This is a genomic window from Paenibacillus sp. PL2-23, from assembly GCF_040834005.1.
Lineage (GTDB): Bacteria > Bacillota > Bacilli > Paenibacillales > Paenibacillaceae > Pristimantibacillus.
Map to the genome: position 1 here is coordinate 5,447,216 of NZ_CP162129.1, position 24,526 is coordinate 5,471,741.

Genomic DNA, 24,526 nt, shown 5'->3' on the forward strand with positions numbered 1-24,526 from the left:
CCTTACGTTATACATGTGGATAAAGCTTTTCTACCTCGATATAAAGAATGACTTCTTCCGTTATATTAATTGGAACGACAAGATAGTAATAATATTCTGATTCTGATTCTGTGTAATCGTTCAGTTGGGTATATAGGAAAGCATTGGAGATGCGAAGTTTCCAGCCTCCCTCCACTTCTTCCCATACATAATCATCTTCGGTGAGCGTTACATTTTGCTGCTGGCTTCCGCTAAACTCGGGAATAATATCAGCCGGGTTTTCTGCATAGCCAAGAAATGAAGGGAACATCATTTCAGTAAAGCCTGTCAAAGTCCCTTGCGTCATCGAAAACTCAATTGAAGCCGGATTGTGCTCGATAAAGAAGCAGAAGCCTTCCTGAGGCTGACCATTGTCCACCATGTAGTAGCAATCTACGTAGTCAGATTCCTCCACAACAAACAAGTTTATTTCATTGTTGTTCGACAACAGTGGCAATTGACCTTCGGTGTCCTCTTCACGTTGAACCACTACCTCTGACTCTTGCACATCATTGGGGTAGTTTTTGTTGTATAGCACATCTGAAGCAATAGTAATGGTTACATAATCCCAGTAATTCAAAGCACTACTCTCGTCCAGAGTTATAACGAGTTCATTCCCGGCGACAACCACTTGCTCAATAGATTCCGACGAACACTCGTAGCATTCTGAACTAGGATTTCTCATGACACTTATTACCGATCCCCAATTAAAATGCTCAGAAGAATTGTCCACATTCAAACCAATCTCCGTTGTAAATGGAACTGAAATGGTACGATTATCTAGCAGGTACGAATAAATATCCCCATAAAAAGCATCCGCGTCAAACTCCGGCGCGCCTGCCGGCGGCGGTGGAGGCGTCGGCTGTGTGCCTGTGCCCGGCACTGGAGTCGGCGCTGGCGCTGGGGTCGCTTTCTCATAAATAATCGTCGATTTCTGCGCCTTCTGCTTCTCTTCCTCGCGCTTCGCCGCTTCCGCCTCAGCCGCACGCTTCTGCGCAAGCAAGTCCTGCACCCGCTTCAGCAGCGCTTCGTTCCCTCCGCCTGCTTGCAGGCGCTCCTCGAAGTCCTCCAGCGCTACCAGCGGCAAGCTCTCCGGCCGCAGGTCCTGTACCTCTCCGTTGCCATCCTTCTCGATCCAGAGCTCCTGATCCGGCTCCACAATCTCCTCATTGTCACCGTCTTCGCCATAGCGGGTCCATACTCCGCCCTCGAATACGCCGACATAGCTTCTGCCTTCCTCGTACGACACCGTAAATTCCGTGCCCATAACACCCATAATAGAGGTTGGCGTCTCAATACCGAAGCTGGAGTCTCCGCTCAGCTTCTGCTTAATCTTGATCAGCACGCTGCCCTTCTGCAGGCTAAGGCTTGTCTTGCCGCCCATCGCCTTGGCGCTCTTCACCAGCTCCGACACCGTCAGCGTCGTATTGGCGCCAAAGACAACCTCCTTGTCGCTTCCCAGCTCCATCGTCAGCTTCGCGCCCGCGCCGGTCATAATCGTGTCGCCCTGACCGATCGCCATGCCCTTGAAGGCGCTGAATTTCTTGGAGCCGCCGGATTTCTTCACCTCAGACTTGCCCGATACCGCGGTCACCTTGCCTGCCATCGCCGTGTTTTTGGCCAGTGCCGAGACTGGCCCAATAAGCGATAGCAGCAACGCAAGCACAAGCACGACTCTTAATCCCTTCATTGCAATCCCTCCAATTCATATATCGCTATGCCTTGCTCCTTGCCCTTCACCTTGACCTCGCCTAGAGAGGTCGCCTTCACCCGATCCTTGACAGCCTCGTACACCGCCTCGCTAATGACGATCTGCCCTGGCTTCGAGATGCTCTCCAGCCTTGCCGCCGTATTGACCGTATCCCCGATTGCGGTATAGTCCATTCGAGTCTTGGAGCCAATGTTGCCGAATACCGCTGGACCTCGATGGATGCCAATGCCGAATGCTACCGACAGCCCATATTTCTCCGTCAGCTTACGGGCAAGCTCACCGGATGCCGCCTTCATGGCCCACGCCGTCTCGACCGCCTTCATGGCGTGATCCTCCAGCGGCAGCGGCGCGTTATAGATCGCCATCGCCGCGTCCCCGATAAACTTGTCCAGCGTGCCCCCATATTCGAAGATGCACGTCGCGGCCAGATCCAGATACTGGTTCAGAATATCCACGACCTCCTCCGGCTGCGCCTTCTCCGACAGCGGCGTGAACCCGCGAATATCGACAAACAGCACCGTCAGCTCCCGTCTGGTCCCGCCGAGCTTCAAGCCCTCGTCGCCGCTCTTCAGAATTTCGTCCACCACCTGGGGAGCGACATACCGCCCGAACACGTCCGTCACTCTGCGCCGCTCCAGCAGCTCCTCCACGTATCGGTAAATAACCGCCACGAGGCAGCAGGCCGCAAGCAGAAGCACCGTGTAGCCTGTCGAGATTAGCTGACCCTGCGCGTACGCGTAGCGTCCTGCCAGCAGAAGCACAGCCGCCATAGCGACAACCGACAGCAGCGCGAAGCTCATACGAAGCTTCCTCAGCAGCACATAAGCCAGACCGGCTGCCAGGGCCAGAACCAGCGCATTCCAAGGCCATGCCCACTCACGCTTCATACGCTCATCGAGCAGCGCCTGAATAATATTGGCGTGAATCTCAATGCCGTACATCTCGGTCTTGGCGGCCATTGGCGTAAGATGGCTGTCGTTGAAGGCTGTCGCGTAAGGACCCACAAGCACGATCCGATTCTCAAAATAATCCGCAGGCACATCGCCGTTGATAACCGCCGAATAAGGAATCTCCTCGAACCCGCCAGGCCTGCCCGCGTAGTCGATATGGAAGCGACCGAAGTCGTCCAGCGGCAGCATGTCCGCATTGACGCCTTCCCCCACATGCTGCTGGTGCAGTCGGTAGATTGTCCAGGCAAAGCTGTCATAAGACGCATCCCCGTACTGAAAGCTCTGCAGTGACTTCCTGACCACGCGGTCGCGGTCCGGAATCGTGTTAATATGCCCCAGCGCAGCCGCTGACGCCTTAAGCTCCGGGAATGGCTCCTGCAGCTCCTGCGCCTGGATGGTGCCCCTGTCCACGGAGGGCGGGAACGTCCCGATGACCGGCAGCACCACATTGCCGGCCCGAGCCAGCGCATCTGCGAACGCGGTGTCCGCATCCGCATCCATCGGGGCCGGGAACGTCACGTCGAAGGCAATGACAGACGGCTTGCCCTCCGTCAATGTATCCACCAGCGCGGCATGCGCCGCCCGACTCCAAGGCCAGGCTCCAAGCTCCATAATACTTGCGTCGTCGATGCCAATTATCACGATCCGGGTGTCCAGCTCGGACTCCTGCTGCATAAGCCGATCCTGGATCACATAATCCACCGTGTCCAGCGAGCCTCTGTACATGAGGAATACCGCCAGCGCCGTCAGTATCGCAATAATGGCTCCGAGCTTTATTCGCATGCGGCTTCTCCCCCCTCTTCCTTCCTGTATGTCATCAGGCAATCAGTCCAAGCCACTGCCAGTACGGCACGCAGAGCGCCGCGATCAGCAGAACCGCGAGGCCGTAGCCAAGCGCTGTCCGGCTGCCTTGTTTATGTGTGAAAGCCTTGCCTTCTGTGCTGTAATAAGCCGTCAGATAAGTGGGAGACTGGTAAGCGAAGAAAAACGGGTCCGTCGCCAGCAAAATAATAAATACCAGCACCCAAGGGTGAATGCCCGCGGCCTCCCCCAGAGGCACAATAGCCGTCACAAGCAATATAACGGCTGGATCGTCCCGAACGATTAGCGTTACGCCAAAAGAAATAAGCGCCACAGCCAGCAGGAACAGCATCGGAGAGTCCAGCAGAGCGACGAGCGGACCGCCCACGTAGCCCGACAGCCATTCGGCGATGCCAAGCTGCTCCGCAACACCCGCGAAGCTGAAGGCGGCGCCGAGGAACAGCAGGAACGTCCAATCCATACCGGAGCCCAGCCTTTCCCTGTCGAGCGCCCCGCTGACGGTCAGCACAGAGAAGCCCGCCAGCATTATCCAGACGGGGGCGATGCCGTGAAGGGGCTCCAGCATCATGCCGACAATGCAGCTTACGACAGTCCAGAGCACAAGCTTCTCTTCCCTGGACAGGGGACCCAGCAGAGACAGTTGCTCGTCCAGCACCTCCGGCTTAATCGGCTTCGGCGGCTGAATGCCGCGGAATGCCCAGAGCAGCAGCCCGAGCATAACCGCCGTGAACAGGAGGAACGCGGGCAGCGCGTACAGCAGCCACTGCAGCCATGAGACCGGCTGATCCTTGGCGGCAAGCCCATAGGCCATGACATTCGTATAAGAGCCCGTCATGACGAAGGGGGCCGTGAAGCCGAAGAACATCATGGCGACAAGCCCCAGCCCCGCAGCGCCTCGGCTGCGTTCCGCGAACCCCATAGACTCCGCCAGCGTCTGAGCCATCGGCACGCCGATGGATACCTTGGCCGTTGAGGAGGGAAGCAGCGGTCCCATGAGCGTACCACCCGCTACAATGCCCCAGAGCTGCCCTCGGTAATGCGAGGGGAATCGCTTAAGCGCGTGCAGGGCGAACCGATACGTAATGCCCGACTTCGTAATGACCGCGCTGACGGCCATAATGCCGATCATATAGAGCCACGACGTGGAGCCGTAGCCGGACAGCGCAGCCTCCGGGGCGGCTACGCCTCCCAGCACCCAGAGCAGAATCATGCCGAGCGCCACAATATAATCGGGGATGACCCGGGACACCCATAGCAGCACAGCGGCCAGCGCAATGCCGATGAAGCGAATGGCCGGCTGAGTCAAATCGCCCTGTGGCTCCAGCAGGAAGGACACCACCACGCACAGCAGCGCCCCTGCAGCCGCTAACGCTTTGACGAAGCCTCCGTTCCCTCCGAGCGCCAGCAGTCCCGCCCCTTGAGCCAGACGCTGGCTTCGGGCTCTCAGCAGCTTCTGCCTCGCAAGGCTCAGGGAACGCTCTGACTCCATTCTCGCGGAGGCCGCATTCTCCGCGAGCTGCATGTAGTCCATGGCCTGCCGCGTGCGTCCTGTTCGTCTGCATAGCTCCATACCGCGCTCATACAGCGCGGACAGCTCTTGCGGCGCGAAGGCATGGCCATCATGCAGAGCCAGCTCCAGCACGGCCAAGCCCTCCTCTGGAGCATGCGCCTCGCAGTAAGGCAAGTACTCCCGCAGCACACCGAAGCGACCGGCAATCTGCTGCCGCGGACAATCCTTTACGGCCTCATGAAGTTCGTCCCACTCCGGCTTCGAGAGCGCAGCCAAGCCCTTCTCGTAGGCATCCAGCGCCGCCTGCCAATAAGCAAGGCCGCTCATCAGCCGGCATAAGAGGCCCCACTGCCCTTCTGCCTCGTAATAAGCTGCCGCTTGCAGCCCCCAGCTCCCCCGTTCCGCATCGCTGTACTCTCGCTTGGCGAATTCCTTCATTCTGGCGGCATAGGCAGGCTGCAGGCAAAGCTGATTCGATCCCTCATCAATGGCAATGTATAGCCTCATAAAAGCATGCTGCTCCACCTCATCCAGCAGCTCGCTCCCGAATTGATGCAGAGCCAGCCCCCTCGTTGCGACGGGAATAGCCGCGCACCAGGCCAGGAACCGCAGCACTCTGTCTGGCAGCTGTCCCAGCTCATGGGCCAGCCGCATATCCTCGCCGTCCTGCACCTTCTTCAGCCGGTCATTCGCAGCGATTAACCGCTGAGAGAGCAGACGCACAAAGAAGGCGGTGAACGTCGGGTTCTCGTCTACCAGCCGGTCAAACACCTCCCGGTGAATGACGAACAAGGAGCAATCGCTCCCTGCAATGGCAGCTGCCGATCGAGGCTCGCCCGTCAGCAGCGCCATCTCTCCCAGCACATCCCCGGCGCCGATGGTCGCAATCCGCTGCTGCCCTGGCACTTGCTCCAGCTCTTGCGCCGTCTCGTCGCTTGCTGATGAGCTCTCGCCCACATACAGCTCGATTTCGCCGTTCTCTACAATGAACATGCTGTCCCCGGGGTCGCCCTGCCGGAACAGCGTCTCGCCGCTGGGCAGCTGCCGCTTCTCCATGAGGCCTGCAAGCTTGGCCAGCTCCAGATTGGACATATTTCGAAACATGGGTATGCTTGTCAGCTTCATTGGTACAATCTACCTACTTACCACTCTATTTCCTTCCATCCTATCTGATCGAAAAGGAAGATTCAATTAACTTTTGTTATTTTTTTGTCGAAAAGTGAAAAAAGTGGCCTATTCTGTCGCGCAAACCGACTGCTGCAACAGGACAAATCCTCCAGAATGTCGAATCTAGTCTCTTATGATGAACAATCCAACTAAGCATATAGTCAAGCACCTGCTGTTTTGTCTTCTGTTCCTCTCTTTGTCGCTTACGCTGCGCTGGGTGTGGAATGATATGAATAAGATTCCTGATCAGCCTCAGGCCGTGGGAGGCGTCATTGACCTCCGCGGCTGGGACTTCCAGCATTCGCGAACGATTACGCTGCATGGCGAATGGGAATTTTACCCTAATGCGCTGTTTACCCAGGCCACTCTTGCAGCGCTGCCGTCTCCGGTCTCTGCTCAATACCTGCAGGTTCCCGGCAGCTGGGGGAGTCCATCAAACGGGCAGGAGAAACCCGCCTTCGGCTATGGAACCTACCGGCTTCGCATTCTGGTCGATCAGCCCTTGCATCAGCCCTATGTGTTTTGGTTCCACCGAATCGAGACCTCCTCCCTTGTAGAGGTGAATGGAGAGCGTTCGGCGCTCTTTGGTCTTCCTGCGGAACGGGCTGAGGATTACCGCCCGAAGGTCAAAGCCTATACGGCGGATTACATCGGCAACGGTGTTCAGGAAATCGAGCTGCTCATCCAAGCAGCCAATTACGACAACCCGTCAAACGGCGGTCTAATTGGACCTGTTCGCTTCGGATCGCAAGCCGCGGTGGATACGGAGCACTTCTATTCCATTGGCTTTCAGTTCGTTGTATTCTTCGTATTTCTCCTCCACGCTCTCTACGCCTTTCTATTATTTATGTTTAGTGGCAAGCAGGGCCCCTTCCTCACCTTCTTCCTCCTGCTGCTGTTTGCTGCGATGTTTGTCATCTCGGATCATGAGAGGCTGCTCCAGCTGTGGCTGTCATTAAATTACACATGGGATATGAAGATACGGCTGATTTCCTACATGTGGATGTCTTATTTCAACCTGAAGCTGATGAGATCATTTGCGGGACCCGCTTCCCACAGCAGCGCCCGCCCGTTCCGGGCCTTTACTGTCGCTCTCAGCTGCTATACCGGCTTTATTCTGGTTGTGCCTGTTACACTTGTCCATTACACGTTTAGCGTTCATATCTTTACTTTCTTTTATCTGCTGCCGCTGGGATGGAGTCTCGTTATGATTATTCTCATGATCAAGCGGAATGTAGCCGATGCGCTATATATTCTATTTGCGCTATCCAGTATTATCGCTAGCGCGCTTGGCGGCATATTTTTCAAAACTTATACCTATGATACTCAGTTTTATCCCATTGATATTTTAGCGGCTATGGTCGGTTTCTCGGCTTATGGATTCAAGCGCTTCTTCCGCAATGCCAAGGAACGGGATGAGCTGAATGAACGGCTGAGGGAATCCGATCGCAGGAAGGATCAATTTCTTGCCAACACCTCTCATGAGCTGCGAACGCCTCTGCATGGCATCATGAATATTGCGTTGGCAGCGGCGCGCAGAGGCCAGGAATCACAGGGCGGCTCAGGGGGCCCCGATTTGGAGCTTCTCATTAGGTTAAGCAGCCGTATGTCGCGTATGCTCGACGACCTGCTGGATGCCGCCCGCTTGCAGGATGGACGGATCAGGCTGGACAGAAAACCTCTGCAGATGCAGTCGGTGGCGCTTGGGGTCATAGGCATGCTGGACTTCATGCTAAGGGGCCGGCCTGTTCGGCTGGAGATGAATATACAGGAAGAGACGCCGCCGGTATGGGCGGATGAGCAGAGAATCATTCAAGTAATATACAATCTGCTGCACAATGCCATCAAATTCACAGAGCAAGGCGTCATTGTTATCCGGGCCGAGGTGCAATCGCAGCATCTCGTCATTGAGGTCGCCGACACCGGCGTCGGGATGGAGAAGGACACGATGTCTCGTATATTCAAGCCCTACGAGCAAGGAGCAATCGGCATAGAGAATGGCAGCGGAGTTGGACTAGGCCTTAGCATATGCAAGCAGCTGGTCGAGCTGCACGGCGGCGAGCTGACTGTGCGCTCTGAGCCAGGACGCGGGTCCAGCTTTACCTTCCAATTGCCTCTGGCCGACGCCTCGCAGCTTCAGAACCTGGACGCTGCGTCACATTCCAATGACATCGTAACGAGTTTAGGGGACGGTCTTGAAGAGGGCTACTCTTCCCAATATACAGGAAATACAGAGGTGGCCAGCAGTCTTTATCCTTCAGTACTGCATCCTATGCTGTCGCTGAATAAGCAAGGCATAACGACCATACTGGCCGTCGATGATGACCCCGTTAATCTGAATGTGCTGACGACTATCCTGACAGATGAGACGATTCGACTTCGCACGGCCGCTTCAGGCGACGAAGCTATAGCGATGCTCGATGAGGAGCAGTGGGATCTGGTAATTACGGATGTCATGATGCCGGGCATGTCCGGCTATGAGCTGACCAAGCGCATTAGAGAGCGGTTCTCGATGTCCGAGCTGCCCGTCCTGCTGCTAACCGCACGCAGCCAGCTGACGGACACATACACCGGCTTCTCCTCCGGAGCTAACGATTATGTAACGAAGCCGGTCGACGCCTTAGAGCTTCAATATCGCATCTGGTCGCTGACCATGCTGAAGAAATCCGTTGACGAAGGCTTGCGTATGGAGGCCGCGTCGTTGCAGGCCCAGATTCAGCCGCATTTCCTCTTCAACGCCCTGAATTCCATTCTGGCGCTAAGCAGCGTGGACCTGGAGCGAATGAACAAGCTGGGCGAGGCCTTCACCTCCTACCTGCGAATCAGCTATCAATTCATCAGCGCGGGCAAGCTTGTGCGGCTATCCCAGGAGCTGGAGCTTGTTGATGCTTATCTGTATATAGAGAAGGAACGGTTTGAGGACAGGCTGTCTATTGTGTGGGATGCGGATCGGGACCTGCAGCTGCTCATTCCCCCGCTGACCATCCAGCCACTGGTCGAGAATGCCGTCAAGCATGGTGCTGTCAGCCGCGCCAAAGGCGGCACCGTCACCATCCGAATAACGGTGGAGGAAGGCTGTGCGCTTATTGAGGTTCGTGATAATGGAGCTGGCATTCCAGCAGAGAAGCTTCATTCCCTACTGCTGGTCCCTTCCGCAGGCCAGGGCAGCGTCGGCCTATACAATACGAATCGACGACTGAAGCAAATCTACGGACAGGGGCTGCGAATCGCAAGCAAGCCTGGCGAAGGCACGACCGTCTCCTTTATCATTCCGATGCGGCGTGAGGCGATTGATCCTTATTAGACTGTTTCGCTATTGCTGCAGAGGAGTTGCTTCACGAAAAGCATCGATGCTATAATGTATATCGTTGCGCGCCCGTAGCTCAGCAGGATAGAGCGACAGTTTCCTAAACTGCAGGTCGTACGTTCGAATCGTATCGGGCGCGCCATACTTATACTTCGACACATTGACCCGCTATTTCTTACGAATAGCGGGTTTATTTGTACACTGGTTGGAGAAATGGGGAGGCCTACAAAATTGCAAAAAGTAATCCCTGCATTTCGCATAACGGATTATGAAAGAAGTAAGTCGTTCTATGTGGAGGGATTGGGCTTCCATGTGGACTGGGAACATCGATTTGAACCGAATTTCCCTGTTTTTGTTCAAATCACCAAAGATCACATGACTATTTATTTGACGGAGCATGCTGGAGACTGTCAGGTCGGTGGATTAATCCATTTATTCGTCCCCCATGTGGATAGCTGGTACAACGAATTATTGAGCAAACACGAGATCCTTGTCATTGAGCCTCCCCACGAAGATCTTGAAGGACTTCGCATGATGACAATCACTGATCCTGATGGAAATCAATTACGAATTTGTACACGTCTATAACCGCAACGCGATCGCTAGCGCTTCTGAAGGTGAGGCTCAGGACTTTTCGGCTGATATCATCAGAAACATGGGCCTTCGCCATTCATCCTTCATTTCAGGAATGTTGTGCAGCATTTCCTCTGAAGGAACAGGTTCCTTCACCGCTCTAATGCTGAAGCCAGCGTCGATTAAATGATTTATGTACGTTGATAATGTTCGGTGATATTTAATCACGTTGTCCACTAGAAATGATGTTTCACGAACCCCCTCATTCTGGTAGGAGTCGACCGCCCAGTGCAGCCGATTATTGTAATCATCGTAATACCAATCTTGTTCGGCTCGGCAAGTAAAAATGGGATGTTCAACGGAAAATACAAATGCCCCTTTAGCTTTCAGGCAAGTATATACCTTATGGCAGATGGCTTCAAAAGACTCGATATAATGAAAGGCTAATGAACTGATCACCACGTCAAATTGCGCTTCTGTGAAATGAATGTCTTCAATCGGCATTTTAATAAAAGTAATCATAGGGTCGTCCGTCAGCTCACGAGCTTTTTGAAGCATTCTTTCGGATAAATCTACTCCGACCACTGAACTTGCTTGCTGCTCCCGAGCATACCGGCAATGCCATCCAAAACCGCAGCCCAAATCCAGAACACTCTTGTTTTGCAACTCTGGCAATAAGGCTTGCAGCACATGCCATTCCCCTGCGGCCTCTAAGCCTTTCACTGAGCGGGGCATTTTTTTATACGCTGAATAAAAATTCACATCATCATACTTGTTTTGCTTCATCAATCCTGCACTCCTGTCATGGTTCTTATTCCGAACTTGTATGATTCATTTGTCTTTCCCATTGCACCATATTATAACGCAAATGCCCATATTCGCTTTTATATATGTTTGATTTTCGTTCATTTTCTTATTGTATTTACATGTCAATAACCATTATTTAAAGTTCACTTCTTTTTCCAATTGTGTTATCATACCTATAAAGAAGCCGAGTGCTGCTAACACTCGGCTCAACAATTGGCTTGGATGGGATTTCCCTTCTGAGTGAATCAGGAAAAAAACCCACCTATGGCGCTAACCTTGGGGTGGGTTTTTACTTTCTCTTGTTGTTAGAATTAATGTATGTTAAAAGTGCAAGGATAAACGATCCAAACAGAAACATGATCGTTAGCGCATCCTTAACCTCCATGGCCTCACCTCCTTTCGAAGGGAAACCATGCCCACCCAAGATTCAATTGTCCTTCCTATTATACCATCATCTACCACTCAAAATGAAGAACAAATGTTCGGTTTTTTTAATGATCTTAAACTCGTTAATTTCGTCTAACGTTTCGTATATTCACGACGCCTGTCAAATGCCAGGTGTGTCCACAGCAACCACATCTTCGAATTTATTTCTGGGTCCGAGGGCTAATGCCCGATGAGTGAATATGGTGTTATAGGATGTCGGGGCTCCTTCCAATTCTCATTCAAAATCCTTAAAATCATCTATGTAGTATCCCTTCGAAGTCCAACTATCTTTAGATTGTTGATAAATGTCTTTAATTATTCTATTTGGTGGTCCACATCTTGTTAATAGCCAATCCTTAATAAATTCAATATCCTTATTCTCATCATTCCAGATAAAATCCATAATCCCTGACTCTATTGCTCCACTATCCGGAACATATATCACAAAACGAGCTCCTGTATATATCATTATTTCATAGGAGATACTTCGAAGAGATTTCTGAAAATCATATTCCAGATCATTAAGTATAAATGTTAACCATCTTGTATAATGATCTATAAAACACACTCTCTCTGAAAATGTAAATGAAGTCCACATGGGCCATCGAGTTCTATTGTTCCTCCAAGTTCATCATGACTAACAAGCCATTCCTTCCTAATATCTCGAGTATTATTACTTTGAAGATCTTTAATAAACATCTTTGTTCTAGGAAATCGCTCTTGGCCTGAAGAATTTAATTCATTACATAAGGTTGTTATATCTTTTTCATTTAGGTTATGGCTTAAATAAGCCGTAAAGTTCATCCCCATGAACAAGCTCCTTTAACTCGTCTTTCCCCGATTTCCGATAACGTTCTTTGTATTCACGACGTCCGACGAATGTCGAATGTGTCCGGCTGGTACAGCCCCTCTGCCAATATCTCCTGCCGGACCGAGGGCGTTAGCCCGATGCGTGAATATGGTGTTATGTGAAGTACCTGACTTCTAGGAATATCAATCAAAAATCTTATTTAAATTTTTTACAAGTTCATTCAAATAGGTTTGATCCGATTCAATATTAAACGTTAATTCATTGTCCTTATCATGTCTCTCTCTAAAAGTTCCCTTTACTTCTATATATCCTCTGGTTTTATACTCAATATTCAATTCTAATGTTCCTTCAGAATTATTTAATTTAGCTACTCCCTTACATCTTTTATGTGCCTCTATTAATTCTAAATAGAACAATCTAATATCTTCAATTGAGATCCAAAGAATACCTGAAACTGAATAATTTCCACTTTTGATTTCTATTTCTGCAGCATCAATTGTCTCATAGTAGTTCTTCTTTTCTGTATCATTCATATCAGAATAAAGTGTTAATATTATCAGGCCCTCATCACATTTAATGATTTGAATGGTTTTCATATCTCTAACCTCTTTGTAAATTAATTTAAATGGATTTTCAGGTATTTCACATAACTCTTTATTTACGCACCTCTCCATAATACTAAATCAATTGGACATTTCCAACTATATTCGCGATTGGCAATAGTTGGCAGGTAATGGTACTATAGGGAGAGAATGCTTGACCGATAAAGGTGGCTTTTTAGTCCTCCATGAAAGCAGGTACATGTATGAAAAATATCATTTCAAGCTCGTTATTATTACTATTATTTTTGACAGCATGCAGCCATCTACCTCAAGCTGAACAACCGACTATGACTGAAACCGGTCGCAGTACTCCAACAGCAAGTATGACAAGTACATCTCAACCTACAGAACCAATTGAACCTTCGTATATAGTTGAAGAATTCCAAGGTGAAGCACTGGAGATCGTTAATTTAATTAATTTAAGAGTCCAATACTTATGGGAAGATAATGAAAGTGAATACAGCAAATTAATCTATGAGGATAGTCCTTTACAATCATTCCCTCTTTACAAAATTACGAAATTGAAATTGACAAGTGAAATAAACATCCAAGAACACAAAAATGTGTACCAAGCCGTAGTAAGTGTACAAGAATATCGAATGGACGGCGATCAACACAACAAAACTTATGTGCTTTTGAAAAGTAAAGAAAACAATGGTGTGTGGAAAATACAAGATATTGACTAGCATAAATAAGTAGGTTGGGAGCGTGTCCGATGCTGATTTTTATAGCTCCAGCTGTTGTATGGTTGATCATCTTGTTCTTCACTTCAGCCGAGTTTTATACCCGGTTCAGCATGGCCAAGTCCATACTTCTGTCTACTCTTCTCAATATTGTCCTATTTGTTATCTGTACGTTGATATGGTTTTCCGCCGAATCGGATGGACTGGCCCAGTTGATCGGTAGCACTATTTATGCGGGTCTATGTGGCTTGTGCACAATGAGTATTGTACTAATCATGATTCTGTTGCATTGATCCAAGAAGAAAAAACAACAGGAAACCCGCCTGTAGTGCGTGAGACATTGCCGATTCGAAAAAAGAAAGACAGCTCCTTAAAGCTTCGGATGCTGTCTTTCCTGCATAAGATCCCTTATTCAGGCTGAGGCTGCCATGTGTTTACTGGTGTGTATCCCTCAGCTACATGTCCCGCTGTGAATTGTGTTGGAATAACAACGTAACCAATAACGTCGAGATCCTCGTCATAGAGTACGACATAGCTTAACCGATCATAAACCGTTTTCGGTCCATTCTCTGATTGTTGTGAGTACTCCCCTCCAACATATATTTTTCCCTGAGCATGACTAGGAATTTCACGAATAGCTCCAAATGACGATGACATAAAACCCTCTGGTGTAGTGCCCGATTTCACTTGATCTTGAATAAGGGCGGACGGTAAGGAGGATGTCACTTGATTCAGTATCTCCGTACCACCAGTGGAATAATATTTGGCATTAGGAACGGCTTGCAGCAGCTTCGCATGGTCCCAATATCTTTCTACACCATGACTAAATGGCAATGTGGAATTCGGATTGCTAGTGAATTTATCAATTAATTCTTGTGTCGTAAGAGGCTCAATGGTATAACCGATGTCCTCTGTGATGCGCATTACAGGAGCCATGTTGTACTCGTACGGCCCCTCGTGCAATACTGTACCATTTCTAACCACTTGAATGTAGAAGCGGCCTGTTTGCTCTGTAAAATATTGTGTATCAATATATGCTGTCTTGTAGCTTCCGTTAGGACTTGCGTTCGAGATTGGAGCTGCCCCTTGCTCAATGGACGATGCTCCATCCTCGAGTTCATAGACATGGATGACATCCGTATTCAATAATGGATCAGCATTAATCATTTGTGCTTGAAGGTTGTATTGTTGACCCCACTGGCCGGTTCCAGCGTTATATTGGTTTATTTTATTGAGTTTAAAGCCTTCCTGAATGCTTCTCGGATAATGAACATACAGATTGTAGTATTTATGCCTTAGACCATCTCCGCTTGTGACGCTAATATTGATTCTTATATCTTCTTTAGGATTTAACGTAACTGGAATAGAACTGCTGCCCACACTCCCATAAGCGCCCCGCTCTGAAAGAGCCGTACCATGCCATACCGAATAGTACGCACTTGTATGCGGCTCAAGCGAAATGGTGAGCTCCACAGCCTCGGCCTCAGATACGCTGTTAATTACATGATAATCGAACACATCAGCACTAAATCCTGTTGCTGTGGATGGTTCATTGTTTGAGGTCTTATGATTTAAGATATAGTCACCAAAAACAATGTCCTCTAACGTCGACACCTTGCACGCGTCGCTCGTACATGGAGGAGTCGTTGGTGTTGGTGTTGGTGTTGATGCCGGCGTATCAACAGGACCCGGCGCCTGAGTAATTGGCGTTGGCGTTGGAGCGACCACACCGGAGTCGTCTACTTTGTTTGGCTGCTTCGCAAATTCGGAGCCTTTTGCTCCTTCATTCACAACGGCGTTCTCAATCTTGCCTTCCCCAATCATCTTTGCAACAGAATCTAGCACAAGCTTCAGAATAGAAGCTTCTTTGCTCACCTCAATATTGTTGCTGGCTGCGCCAGACTGAACATTCAAGTTGCTGATGGATCCGCTTGGAATCTTCACTTTAATATTGGATGAGAGCACATCCACATTCTCGTATTGACCTAGAAGCTCGACTTGGGAGCCTGCAGGCAATGCGTCGGAGAGCTCAACGTTTGCAATACCACTATCTGTTACAAATGACTCCTCGAGCTTAACAGGCGACTTCACGACAACATAATCAATTGAGGATTGACCTGCGACGACCAGACGTACAGAGCCGTCACGCTTATCCACGGATATGCGTACCAGCACGGAGTCCTCAAAGTGAATAGAGTTCGGTCCTCCTCCTTGAATGAGGGATTCTCCTTCTACCACAATGCCTTTAAAATATACATCACCCTCGCCTACCTCGGCTGTAACAGTCAAGTTGCCTGTGATGGTTACATTCTGCAGCGTCACGCCTGCAGCCGAAATGACGACATCGCCTCTAATCGTTCCATGTCCGAATTCCAATCCATAAATGCCCGGCTCATCAAACACAGTCGTCGGGTTAATAATGGCAAGAGCTGAATCCAACACGGTAACGGCTTGTGCCCTTGTCAGCCCGCCTTTTGGGCTCAGCGATCCATCGGATAGACCATTTAATATACCCGCATTCACTAAATTCGCCATTGCTTGCTTACCGGACTGCGTAAGCGTATGAGCGTCCTGGAATGATAGCAGAGCATCCAACGATGAATCCCCGAGCTGAAGCAGAGATGTAATCATATAAGACGCTTCTTCACGAGTCACTTGCCGTTTTGGCTGAAATGTGCCATCCTCGTAACCCTTTATGTATCCGGCCTTAACACCTATACCTATCTGCTCAAAGGCCCACTCTCCAGCTTTAACATCGGAGAACGTGCTGACTCCGCTGTCCGTAAGCCCGAAAGCACGGTTAATCAGCGTGACGAGCTCAACACGCGTCACCACTTGATTCGGCCGATAGGTGCCATCCTCATAGCCCTTCAGCAATCCATTGTCCACCCAAGCGCGCATGCTCGCTTCCGCCCAATGACCTTCCAGATCATCGCCAGCCGCTTGTGCTGCTGCGCCTGCGGCGCTGAGCATGCTCCACAACAACATGATTGACGTGAGCAAACTCAATCTTCTTTTTGTTATTCCCAGCATGTGTGTGAATTCCTCCTATTCTAGAGCAGCAGAGGATCCATTATTATCCTCCGCTATATGAAATATTCCTGATAGATTATAATACATAATCTGATACATTTCGACTATTTTTTTCGGATATTACCATCTACTCTCCCACCTGAATCCGTGACAGCTTAGGTCCCCTACCTCCTAGGCAGTCCGTATTTTGGAAAACAGGCGTAGAAGATTGTGTATCTTACAACATTCCCATCTTCGGATTCAAACAAGAAGCGCTTTTCACAGGAAGCAAGGCATGCGAAATAAACCTCCTTTTTTACAGGGGGGAGGCGACTGGTGGCTGTGCTTGCGTTTCATTCACAATAATCAGGCAAATGCCTGGTAGATTCGACGAACGGTTTGGAACCATGGACTGTAACGGCCGAAATTGAAGGACGTTTGTCGGGCATGGCGGCTGACTCTAGCTGCGATGTAGATGATGTTCTGAATGACAGTTCGGATACGACGGCGCCCGACGCCTCCACGAATCGGTGCATCATCTTGACGTAAGCTTTCTTGTCCCATGATGCGAAGCAGGTTATAGGCGAATACGCCAGCGTGCAGGACTAGCTCATTCGTATCGAACTTGCCTGCCGGCAATCGCTCCAAATCTAGATCGGTCTTAAGCTCACTATGAAATTGCTCGCTTGTGCCATGATCGCGATAAAGCTCAATGACACGCCATGGCGAGCAAGTCAGAGATGTCCAGTAAACGTTCACTTCCACATCTGGAAACATGAGCACCTGCCCATCCCGATCGATCGTACGCACGATGACTTGGAACACTTGACGCAGGTTACAATCGAAGTCTTTCTGTGGAAATGTAATCGCGCCGATGTAGGTGGTCTTCCCAGGGCGTTGCTCACAAGATATCCCTTTGTCTTCGGCTACTCGCAGCCAGCTTTCTTTGGAAGCGCCGCGAAGATTGACTTTAATGATGTAGTCAACCTCTTTCTCCGCGTGGCAAACTTGCAAGTTTTCAAGACTATCGTGAGCAGAATCCATACGGACGAGTAGACGATCACTTGTAATGCGACGAGCGTAATGAATCGTTTCCCGAAGGAAATCAGCACCATCTTTCTGGCTGTGTGTACTACCTTCACGCAATTGAAGATTTACGCCATACCCTTCTCGGCCCAAATAGGCAAAGATGGGGGCATATCCAAATGTTCCTTTGTACGTGAGGGAGACACCTTCTTTTTTGGTGCCGGAGTTATCGAACGGCGAAACGTCAATGTCCAGCGGTATGACCGTATGCTCGCCTGCGTCAAGTCCAGTTACCGGGGCATTGAGGTTTCGGATGAGGTCGGCAGATTCCTGCAACAGAATGTCATTCCAATTGGCATCTATTGTTTGTGCAGCGGCATCCAGTCGCTGACGGAGCGTAGGGCTTGAAGGCACTTTGCGAATACCTAGGCATGTTTGAAACACCGTATCTTTGCGAAAAGGCTCGATGTGGTCGAAATCGCTTTTACCTTGGCAGAGCAGACCAAGATAGCTTTTCATGACTTCGCCGTTCCCGTGGATCGGATTCTCCATTCCTTTAACGGCTGAGCGATTAAGACGCTGAGACAACTGTGTATGGGAAAGCAGCGCACCGACCGCAGCCAAGCCTGCATGCGTTGTTAAGAGGATTTCCTTAGATTGGGTGAATTGGATCTTCATATTCAGCACCTCGTTGGTGAAAGTAGAAAACAAGCGATTATCTTTAATTTTCGACTTCAGAGATGCATTTTCCTTTAAATATCTGGGTTTTTATGAACTATGTATCACGGATTCAGGTCCCAGAAACCAACCAGAACCTGAGCTAATAGTCATGCTCATAAGACTCATAGGAATATATCGGAAGAAGGATACAGACATAAGCTATACACATATGCCCTCCAATGATATATTTGAAGGAAATGTCTCTCAACAAAGGAAGTGTTTGTTCTGGAAACCTCTATGCAGGAAGGAAGCAAGCTTGAACGGCCGCTGGGCGTCTACGGACTAGGCGGCTGGCTTATTGTGGTACAGATCGGATTGTGGGGGTCCGTGCTCAGCGGGCTTGTGCTCCTGTTCGTCAATATCATCCCCTCCTACAGCCCCGACGTGTGGAATACCCTCACCATGCCCGGCTCGGATATGTACCATCAGCTGTGGAAGCCGCTCATTGTGTTCGAGACGATATTCTGTATCGCGTCACTGGCGTTTATTGCCGTTCTGCTGGTGTGCTTCTACAGAAGGAAGGCGGTCACACCCCGACTATTTATTATTTTGTACGCGGTTAATCTGGTCGTCACTATTATTGACACAGCTCTGGTTGTTACGATCCAGAATGCGATTGGCCTGGTCTCCCAAGGCAATCTGTATGCCGATGTCATCCGCAACGCCCTGACCTGCGCGATCTGGATTCCATATTTTCTGAAGTCTGAGCGGGTCGCCAATACATTTGTGAGATAGGAGGCTGCTGCCGATGAGAAAAAGCGTGATAACCGTCATCCTGCTTGTCATCGCCGCTGTTGCTCTAACCTCCGTCCTTATGAAGCAGTTCCGAGGGTCCGAGGAAGAGACGACGGAGGTTATTCAGCTGAAGCAATTAGGCACGAACGAGACGGTAACGGTCGACTTCTCCGATAAGCCCTCTGTGATGGTGCTGTTCACCTCATGGTGTACCTACTGCAACGCCGATGCGCCCAAGATCGTCCAGCTTCAGGACAAATACAAGGACCAGCTCAACGTCTACGGCATTAACCTGCTGTATCGCGACGAGGAGTCGGAGGTGCGGCGCTACGCGGATACCCATGGCATCGACTATCCCATCCTGCTGGATGAGTCGGGCGACATTCATCGGAAGTACGGGCAAACGCCGTTTCCAGCATTATTTTTTGTAGATAAGGAGGGGAACGTCGTCGACCGTCTGATCGGCTCCACGGATATCGAGACAATCGACAATTCCTTTCAGAATCTGACCCAATCCCCGTAACAAAAATGACAAATTGTCTATTCATGCCTATCCACTTTCTGCTAATATAGAGGGTGAGCCAGGTACTAGATTGCAACAATTGCAGCATATAATGCTCAGCAGATGGCTATTTATCGCGATGGGCGCTGCCTGTCGACCAAGAGGAGGAGACCACTTGAATCAACCGATGTATTCCATGTCCAGTGAAGAGCGGACGTTTGGCATGCTGTGCCACCTGCTTGCTTTCAGCGGATTTATTGTGCCGTTCGGCACCATTGTAGGGCCGCTGGTAATGTGGCTGATGAAGAAGGATCGCTCGCAATTCGTGAATGACCAAGGCAGAGAATCGCTGAACTTCCAGATCAGCTGTGTCATCTACGCCATTGTCGCCGGTGTGCTGACGCTGGTGTTTATCGGCGTGCTGCTGCTTATCGCTCTCGGCATTTTCTGGATTGTATTCGTTATTATCGGCTCGATCCGGGCGAACGAAGGCAAGCTCTACCGCTACCCGATGACCATTCGTTTTATCAAATAAAGCTCGGACCGCAACGCGAAGAACCCGCTGCTCCCATCCAGGGAAACAGCGGGTTCTTCATATATTCGCCGCTATTTGGGAAGCTGGGAGGCATACCGCTTGCGCAGCGCGTTCAAGCGATCCAGCTTATCCATCGCCCGCTGATCTCTTCGCTTGGTGACAGCTACCGCAATCGCCTCCGCGACGGCAATCGGTGCCGTCATGGAATGGAAGCCGTCCATCTCCCCCCGGTCGATCTGCAGGCAGTACTGGCTCTCCTTAATCATATCGGACACCAGCAGATCGGTGATCAGCACGGATGTGCAACCCGCTTCCTTGGCATGAGACAGAAGCACGGTCAGCTCGGGCGTCCGCTTTACGAACCCGAACAGGAGCAGAACATCTCCCGCCTCGGCATGCACGAGACTCTCCAGCAGCTCCCGGCCGCTTGCCGCCATACGCACCGTATCCACGCCAATGCGCCGCAAGCGGAAGGACAGCAGCTCCGCCGCGCAGCCAGCCGCCCCTCCCCCGTAGAGGAAGAGCTTGCGCGCGCCATCAATCTCCTCCACGACACGCCGGAATTGTGCCCGGTCAATCCGCTTCCCCGACTCCATCACATTAGACGACGCGAGGTCTGCAATCTCCGCCACAATATCCGCTTCCTCATGCTCCACCTTGTCCAGAATGTGCTGCATCTTGCGCGCGGGCGACGGCTGCTCGCTTCGGAGCAGCTGCTGCTTGAACGCCTTCAGATTGGCGAAGCCGACAGCCCGCCAGAATCGGGATACCGTCGCCGTGCTGACGCCAACCTGGCGCGCGATGTCCTCGTCCGTACAATACGGTATCTGCTGCAAGGCTCCTACAATATAGTTGGCGATCGCCTGCTGGCTCTTCGACAACGACGACAGCTCTGCTCCCCACTGTATCTCCATCCTGCCATCCCTCCGCTTTCTATTCTTGTTGCCGAGTATAACACGGGACGCAAACAAATGAAAGTTTTTTTGCAATAAATACAATCTGAAAATTAATTTACAAATACCTTATATCCTGTTGACGATGCGTTAACACAGCTTGCCTATATTGATATGGAAGCAATTATTCGAAGGAGGATCTTACCTATGATATCCACGCACAAGAAGCGATACGAGCTCACGCAATCTCAGAAGCTGATGGTGTTCATTCTATCCATGTCGCTGTACGGCATCTCCAACATGTTCACAGAATTAATCCCGGCCATCCAGCTGGGACCCATCGAGCTGAAGGTGGAATACTTCGCCTTCATTCCCCTGACGCTCTGCATTCTGTTCCATCCGCTGTACGCCGCGATCGGCGCATCCTTCGGCGAGATTATATTCGGAGAGCTGCTGCTGGGGCAATTCGGCGGACTGGGCGAGCTGGAGAAATTTATTCAATTCACGCTGGCTATGTACATTGCCGGCCTGCTGGTGAGAGACCCCCGCAACCGCAAGCAGCTGGCGATTGCTGCCTTCGTTGCGGTAGGCATTGACCAGATGCTGGGCGCCATTGTCGACATGGGCAAGGTATGGTTCGGCATTGAAGATCTCGAAGCGCTGCCCGGCATTCCGGAGAGCATCCTGCTTATCGAGGGCATCGGCTTCCTGAACGCTATGCTCATTACGGGCATTCTGTTCTCCCTCTTGCCAACGCTGTATCTGGTGCCGCGCCTATACGGCAAAATTGAGCCGCTGCTGGGCATGAAGCCGCGGGACGGCCGCATACCGGTCACGATGGGCGAAGTGCTTAAGCCTCGCCTCCTGATCCTGGCTGTAGTCCTGGTCTTCATTGCAGCCGCATCTGAATTTCTGGCGGAATCCGATATTAACTTCGCCGTATGGGAGCCGGAATTTGTGGAGCAATACGGCAATGGCATCACTTGGCTCAGCATAGGAGCTGCGACGGTCGTGCTTGTTCTTACCATTATGGCAGCCTTGCGCGCCAAGCGCCGGCAGTCGGCAGCACCGAAGGACGTGACCCCGTGAATCAGGAGAACAGTCGCGGGACACTCTCGGATTCGCAGCACGAAGCGCCCGCGCTCGTATTGAGCCATGTCAGCTTCCGCTATCCCGGCATGGAAGTCGACTCCCTGCGCGATGTGTCGCTGACTGTGCAGCGCGGCGCATTCGTCGCCATTGCAGGAACGAACGGCAGCGGCAAATCCACCCTGTGCAAATGTCTGAACGGCCTGATCCCCCACTATTACGTCGGGGATCTGACGGGCAGCATTCACATAGCGGGCTTGAACGCTGCGGAGGAGACCGTCGCCTCGCTCTCCCGCAAGGTCGCGTATGTCTTCCAGGACTTCGAGAACCAGCTGGTCCGTCCCACCGTCTATGACGAAGCTATATTTGCTCCGCTTAACTTCGGATATGGTGACTATCGCACCAGAGGCGAACGCGCTCTTGCGATGCTGGACCTAACGGGTCTGAAGGATCGGTGGATCTGGCAGCTCAGCGGCGGCCAGAAGCATCTGACCGCACTCGCCGGCACGCTGTCGCTGGATCCGGACATTATTATCGTCGACGAGCCGGTCGCTCAGCTGGATCCCTACCATGCCCGGCTCATCTACGACAAGCTCAAGGAGCTGAACCAGCGGCACGGCAAGACGATTATCGTGATCGAGCATCACACGGAGTTTATCGCCGAATATTGCGACACCGTTGTGCTGATGGACCAAGGGCGCATGCGATGGGCGAAGCCGGTTCGCGAGGCGCTGTCCTCCGTGGAGGAGCTGACCGCTCTGAACATTCTGCCACCGCAGGTTACGATGGCGGCACATGCCCTGTACCCGTCACACTCTCTCTATCCCATTACGCTGGAGGAGGGCGAGGACTTCTTCCGAGCGATCATCAGCCCAGCAAGCGAGCAGCAGCAAGGGTTAGCCGCTGCATCCCCCTCCACGGAGGACGAAGCGACTGGCTTAGCCAAGACGCCGCTCATCCGGTTCCAGCAAGTCGCTTATGGCTACAAGACGGTGACCAAGAAGCGGCATCCCGTTATCCGGAGCGCGGACCTCGAGCTCTGCGAAGGAGATCGCGTCGCGATTGTCGGCAATAATGGCGCCGGCAAGTCGACCCTCCTGAAGCTGATCTCCGGGCTCAAGAAGCCGGACAGCGGAGCGCTCTCCGTATGCGGGCTGGACACCCAGCGAACCTCCCCGGAGAAGCTGGCGGACTTCGTCGCCTACATCCACCAGAACCCGGAGGAGATGTTCATCGAGGACACGATCCGGAAGGACGTGGAATATTTCCTGAAGGCGCGCCGACAGCTGGGTAGCTCCGCCTTCATCGACGAGCTGATCGAGCGGCTTCGACTGACCGGCCTGCAGCAGCGGGACGGCCGATTGCTCAGCGGCGGACAGCAGCGCAGAGCGACGCTCGCAATCGCCCTAGCGATGCGGCCGACCGTTATGCTGCTGGATGAGCCGACAGCCAGCCTCGACGCCGCCAGCCGAAGGGAGCTTGGCGAGATGATGAGGGGACTGCAGGATCGCGTGAAGCTGAGCGTCATTGCGACGCATGACATGCAGCTTGTCGCGGAGTGGGCGAATCGCGTAATTGTGCTGCACGAGGGCGCTATCGCCATGGACACGGACCCGGACACCCTGTTCAGCCAGCCCGCCCTGCTGCGACAAGCCGGACTCGTCGCCCCGCAGATTACGTCGCTGTCGCACCGCCTGTCTCTGCCGAAGCCTGCGCTCTCCGTCGCCCGCTTCCTGGAGCGGAGCCAGCAGCACGATATGCTTAGTGAGAGGAGGCTCTTCCATGGAAGCCATGAAGCGTACGCTGCTCGATAAGATCAGCGTCGAGAATGTGAAGCTGGAGCTTATGCGCACCGCATTCGGCCGGCAATCGACACTGCTGGGACGGATGGACCCGCGCGTTCTCCTGATCTGGTATTCGGTCCTGGCGGTCATGCCTTGGTTCGTTCATAACGAAGCTGTGCTGATCGGTCTGCTGGTGCCCATGATCCTCTTCACGCTGTCCTCCAAGGTGAGTCCGCTCGTGCTGATCATTATGGCGATTGGCCTGCTTAGCGAGCTGACCTACATTCTGATCGCCTCCTTCCTGTTCGGGGGCAGCCTGGAAGGCATCTGGGCACTACTGACGCTCACGTTAAAAATATTAATCATCTCGCTGGCGAGCATCGCCGTCTTCTCCAGCATGGACCCCGAGAAGCTGAGCGACGCGATGCTCAGCCTGGGCATGCCCGCGCAGTTCAGCTTCGGCGTCTCCTACGGCTACCGGATGCTGCCGATTCTGATCGAGGAATATCACAACCTTATCCACTCGTATCGCTTGCGCGGCCGCGCGCCTGACAACCGCGGCTGGTTTGGCTGGCGATCGCTGCTGTACATCGTCAAGATCAGCGTCATCGCCTTTTATCCGCTAATCCTGAATACAGCCAAACGCACCCGAACAACGGTAGAAGCGCTGGAGGTGCGAGGCTTCACCTATTCCCTGGTCAGCAAGGACGCCAAGCGCCTGAAGCTCGCCTATCTTCGCGTCACTTGGCGCGACTATGTATTTCTGGCCATCAGCGTTCTGTATATCGCCGCGCTGTTCTGGTCGGCTCATACCCTTTGGCCCAACACCTGATCCTAATACAA

At 51.7% G+C, this 24,526-nt stretch carries 20 protein-coding genes and 1 tRNA gene; 10 read left to right on the plus strand and 11 right to left on the minus strand.

Going from position 1 to position 24,526, the window contains the following annotated elements:
- Window positions 1–7 precede the first annotated feature (7 nt).
- From AB1S56_RS24115 to AB1S56_RS24125, 3 genes are read right to left on the minus strand one after another with little or no spacing between them, the layout of a single operon-like run.
- A complete protein-coding gene (locus AB1S56_RS24115; RefSeq protein WP_340872480.1) occupies window positions 8–1,708 on the minus strand; it encodes a FecR family protein in 1,701 nt (566 codons plus the stop codon).
- Window positions 1,705–3,462, minus strand: coding sequence for an adenylate/guanylate cyclase domain-containing protein (locus AB1S56_RS24120; RefSeq protein WP_340872481.1), 1,758 nt, complete (start codon window positions 3,460–3,462; stop codon window positions 1,705–1,707). The genes AB1S56_RS24115 and AB1S56_RS24120 overlap by 4 nt, the downstream gene beginning before the upstream one ends.
- Before the next feature lie 34 nt (window positions 3,463–3,496).
- A complete protein-coding gene (locus AB1S56_RS24125) occupies window positions 3,497–6,136 on the minus strand; it encodes an SLC13 family permease (RefSeq protein WP_340872483.1) in 2,640 nt (879 codons plus the stop codon).
- Window positions 6,137–6,407: 271 nt separating this feature from the next.
- Between AB1S56_RS24125 and AB1S56_RS24130 the strand changes: the two genes are divergently transcribed.
- The 3 genes from AB1S56_RS24130 to AB1S56_RS24140 all read left to right on the plus strand — a co-directional run bounded on the left by AB1S56_RS24130 (window position 6,408) and on the right by AB1S56_RS24140 (window position 10,073).
- Window positions 6,408–9,482 carry an ATP-binding protein gene (locus tag AB1S56_RS24130; RefSeq protein WP_340872484.1) on the plus strand — a complete coding sequence of 1,025 codons (3,075 nt, stop codon included), beginning with the start codon at window positions 6,408–6,410 and terminating at the stop codon, window positions 9,480–9,482.
- A gap of 68 nt (window positions 9,483–9,550) precedes the next feature.
- Window positions 9,551–9,627 (plus strand) — tRNA-Arg (locus AB1S56_RS24135).
- Window positions 9,628–9,716: 89 nt separating this feature from the next.
- Window positions 9,717–10,073, plus strand: a complete 357-nt coding sequence (locus tag AB1S56_RS24140; RefSeq protein WP_340872485.1) for a glyoxalase superfamily protein — start codon at window positions 9,717–9,719, stop codon at window positions 10,071–10,073.
- 36 nt (window positions 10,074–10,109) lie between these two features.
- On the opposite strand, the gene AB1S56_RS24145 is transcribed toward AB1S56_RS24140, so the two are convergent.
- The 5 genes from AB1S56_RS24145 to AB1S56_RS24165 all read right to left on the minus strand — a co-directional run bounded on the left by AB1S56_RS24145 (window position 10,110) and on the right by AB1S56_RS24165 (window position 12,698).
- Window positions 10,110–10,844, minus strand: a complete 735-nt coding sequence (locus AB1S56_RS24145) for a class I SAM-dependent methyltransferase (protein WP_340872486.1) — start codon at window positions 10,842–10,844, stop codon at window positions 10,110–10,112.
- 310 nt (window positions 10,845–11,154) lie between these two features.
- Window positions 11,155–11,250: a putative holin-like toxin gene (locus AB1S56_RS24150; protein ID WP_219930283.1), complete on the minus strand. Its 96-nt coding sequence runs from the start codon at window positions 11,248–11,250 to the stop codon at window positions 11,155–11,157.
- A 276-nt stretch (window positions 11,251–11,526) separates the two neighbouring features.
- Complete coding sequence (locus AB1S56_RS24155) at window positions 11,527–11,736, minus strand: hypothetical protein (RefSeq protein ID WP_340872489.1); 210 nt, start codon at window positions 11,734–11,736, stop codon at window positions 11,527–11,529.
- A 110-nt stretch (window positions 11,737–11,846) separates the two neighbouring features.
- Window positions 11,847–12,101, minus strand: coding sequence for a hypothetical protein (locus AB1S56_RS24160; RefSeq protein ID WP_340872491.1), 255 nt, complete (start codon window positions 12,099–12,101; stop codon window positions 11,847–11,849).
- 183 nt (window positions 12,102–12,284) lie between these two features.
- Entirely contained in the window at window positions 12,285–12,698 is a 414-nt protein-coding gene (locus AB1S56_RS24165) for a hypothetical protein (RefSeq protein WP_340872492.1), read from the minus strand.
- 209 nt (window positions 12,699–12,907) lie between these two features.
- On the opposite strand from AB1S56_RS24165, the gene AB1S56_RS24170 reads away from it, so the two are divergent.
- Window positions 12,908–13,390, plus strand: coding sequence for a hypothetical protein (locus AB1S56_RS24170; RefSeq protein ID WP_340872494.1), 483 nt, complete (start codon window positions 12,908–12,910; stop codon window positions 13,388–13,390).
- 405 nt (window positions 13,391–13,795) lie between these two features.
- Here AB1S56_RS24170 and AB1S56_RS24175 read toward each other — a convergent pair whose 3' ends face one another.
- Together AB1S56_RS24175 and AB1S56_RS24180 are read right to left on the minus strand one after the other, a co-directional pair.
- Window positions 13,796–16,420, minus strand: coding sequence for an S-layer homology domain-containing protein (locus AB1S56_RS24175; RefSeq protein WP_340872495.1), 2,625 nt, complete (start codon window positions 16,418–16,420; stop codon window positions 13,796–13,798).
- A gap of 345 nt (window positions 16,421–16,765) precedes the next feature.
- Window positions 16,766–18,103: an IS1380 family transposase gene (locus tag AB1S56_RS24180; protein WP_367903407.1), complete on the minus strand. Its 1,338-nt coding sequence runs from the start codon at window positions 18,101–18,103 to the stop codon at window positions 16,766–16,768.
- A 279-nt stretch (window positions 18,104–18,382) separates the two neighbouring features.
- Between AB1S56_RS24180 and AB1S56_RS24185 the strand changes: the two genes are divergently transcribed.
- From AB1S56_RS24185 to AB1S56_RS24195, 3 genes are all read left to right on the plus strand, one after another.
- Window positions 18,383–18,880: a DUF2569 domain-containing protein gene (locus tag AB1S56_RS24185; RefSeq protein ID WP_340873497.1), complete on the plus strand. Its 498-nt coding sequence runs from the start codon at window positions 18,383–18,385 to the stop codon at window positions 18,878–18,880.
- Between the two features lie 13 nt (window positions 18,881–18,893).
- A complete protein-coding gene (locus tag AB1S56_RS24190; RefSeq protein WP_340873499.1) occupies window positions 18,894–19,403 on the plus strand; it encodes a TlpA disulfide reductase family protein in 510 nt (169 codons plus the stop codon).
- A gap of 154 nt (window positions 19,404–19,557) precedes the next feature.
- Complete coding sequence (locus tag AB1S56_RS24195; RefSeq protein WP_340873501.1) at window positions 19,558–19,917, plus strand: DUF4870 domain-containing protein; 360 nt, start codon at window positions 19,558–19,560, stop codon at window positions 19,915–19,917.
- 71 nt (window positions 19,918–19,988) lie between these two features.
- Here the strand turns inward: AB1S56_RS24195 and AB1S56_RS24200 are convergent, their stop codons facing one another.
- Window positions 19,989–20,831: a MurR/RpiR family transcriptional regulator gene (locus AB1S56_RS24200; protein ID WP_340873502.1), complete on the minus strand. Its 843-nt coding sequence runs from the start codon at window positions 20,829–20,831 to the stop codon at window positions 19,989–19,991.
- A gap of 189 nt (window positions 20,832–21,020) precedes the next feature.
- Here AB1S56_RS24200 and AB1S56_RS24205 point away from each other — a divergent pair, with 189 nt between their 5' ends.
- Genes AB1S56_RS24205 through AB1S56_RS24215 form a run of 3 tightly spaced genes read left to right on the plus strand, consistent with a single transcriptional unit; the run spans window position 21,021 to window position 24,515 of the window.
- The gene (locus AB1S56_RS24205; RefSeq protein WP_340873525.1) at window positions 21,021–21,899 is read left to right on the plus strand and encodes a cell division protein FtsQ; all 879 of its coding nucleotides are present in this window, start codon (window positions 21,021–21,023) and stop codon (window positions 21,897–21,899) included.
- Window positions 21,896–23,713, plus strand: a complete 1,818-nt coding sequence (locus AB1S56_RS24210) for an ATP-binding cassette domain-containing protein (RefSeq protein ID WP_340873503.1) — start codon at window positions 21,896–21,898, stop codon at window positions 23,711–23,713. Before AB1S56_RS24205 ends, AB1S56_RS24210 begins: the two co-directional genes overlap by 4 nt.
- Window positions 23,682–24,515 carry an energy-coupling factor transporter transmembrane component T gene (locus AB1S56_RS24215; RefSeq protein WP_340873505.1) on the plus strand — a complete coding sequence of 278 codons (834 nt, stop codon included), beginning with the start codon at window positions 23,682–23,684 and terminating at the stop codon, window positions 24,513–24,515. The genes AB1S56_RS24210 and AB1S56_RS24215 overlap by 32 nt, the downstream gene beginning before the upstream one ends.
- Window positions 24,516–24,526: the final 11 nt, after the last annotated feature.

Excerpts from the sequence above, each read along its gene's own strand:
- AB1S56_RS24115 (WP_340872480.1), bottom strand. The coding sequence starts at position 1,708 with ATGAAGGGATTAAGAGTCGTGCTTGTGCTTGCGTTGCTGCTATCGCTT.
- AB1S56_RS24120 (WP_340872481.1), bottom strand. The coding sequence starts at position 3,462 with ATGCGAATAAAGCTCGGAGCCATTATTGCGATACTGACGGCGCTGGCG.
- AB1S56_RS24125 (WP_340872483.1), bottom strand. The coding sequence starts at position 6,136 with ATGAAGCTGACAAGCATACCCATGTTTCGAAATATGTCCAATCTGGAG.
- AB1S56_RS24130 (WP_340872484.1), top strand. The coding sequence starts at position 6,408 with ATGAATAAGATTCCTGATCAGCCTCAGGCCGTGGGAGGCGTCATTGAC.
- AB1S56_RS24145 (WP_340872486.1), bottom strand. The coding sequence starts at position 10,844 with ATGAAGCAAAACAAGTATGATGATGTGAATTTTTATTCAGCGTATAAA.
- AB1S56_RS24150 (WP_219930283.1), bottom strand. The coding sequence starts at position 11,250 with ATGGAGGTTAAGGATGCGCTAACGATCATGTTTCTGTTTGGATCGTTT.
- AB1S56_RS24160 (WP_340872491.1), bottom strand. The coding sequence starts at position 12,101 with ATGGGGATGAACTTTACGGCTTATTTAAGCCATAACCTAAATGAAAAA.
- AB1S56_RS24165 (WP_340872492.1), bottom strand. The coding sequence starts at position 12,698 with ATGAAAACCATTCAAATCATTAAATGTGATGAGGGCCTGATAATATTA.
- AB1S56_RS24170 (WP_340872494.1), top strand. The coding sequence starts at position 12,908 with ATGAAAAATATCATTTCAAGCTCGTTATTATTACTATTATTTTTGACA.
- AB1S56_RS24175 (WP_340872495.1), bottom strand. The coding sequence starts at position 16,420 with ATGCTGGGAATAACAAAAAGAAGATTGAGTTTGCTCACGTCAATCATG.
- AB1S56_RS24180 (WP_367903407.1), bottom strand. The coding sequence starts at position 18,103 with ATGAAGATCCAATTCACCCAATCTAAGGAAATCCTCTTAACAACGCAT.
- AB1S56_RS24185 (WP_340873497.1), top strand. The coding sequence starts at position 18,383 with ATGCAGGAAGGAAGCAAGCTTGAACGGCCGCTGGGCGTCTACGGACTA.
- AB1S56_RS24190 (WP_340873499.1), top strand. The coding sequence starts at position 18,894 with ATGAGAAAAAGCGTGATAACCGTCATCCTGCTTGTCATCGCCGCTGTT.
- AB1S56_RS24200 (WP_340873502.1), bottom strand. The coding sequence starts at position 20,831 with ATGGAGATACAGTGGGGAGCAGAGCTGTCGTCGTTGTCGAAGAGCCAG.
- AB1S56_RS24215 (WP_340873505.1), top strand. The coding sequence starts at position 23,682 with ATGGAAGCCATGAAGCGTACGCTGCTCGATAAGATCAGCGTCGAGAAT.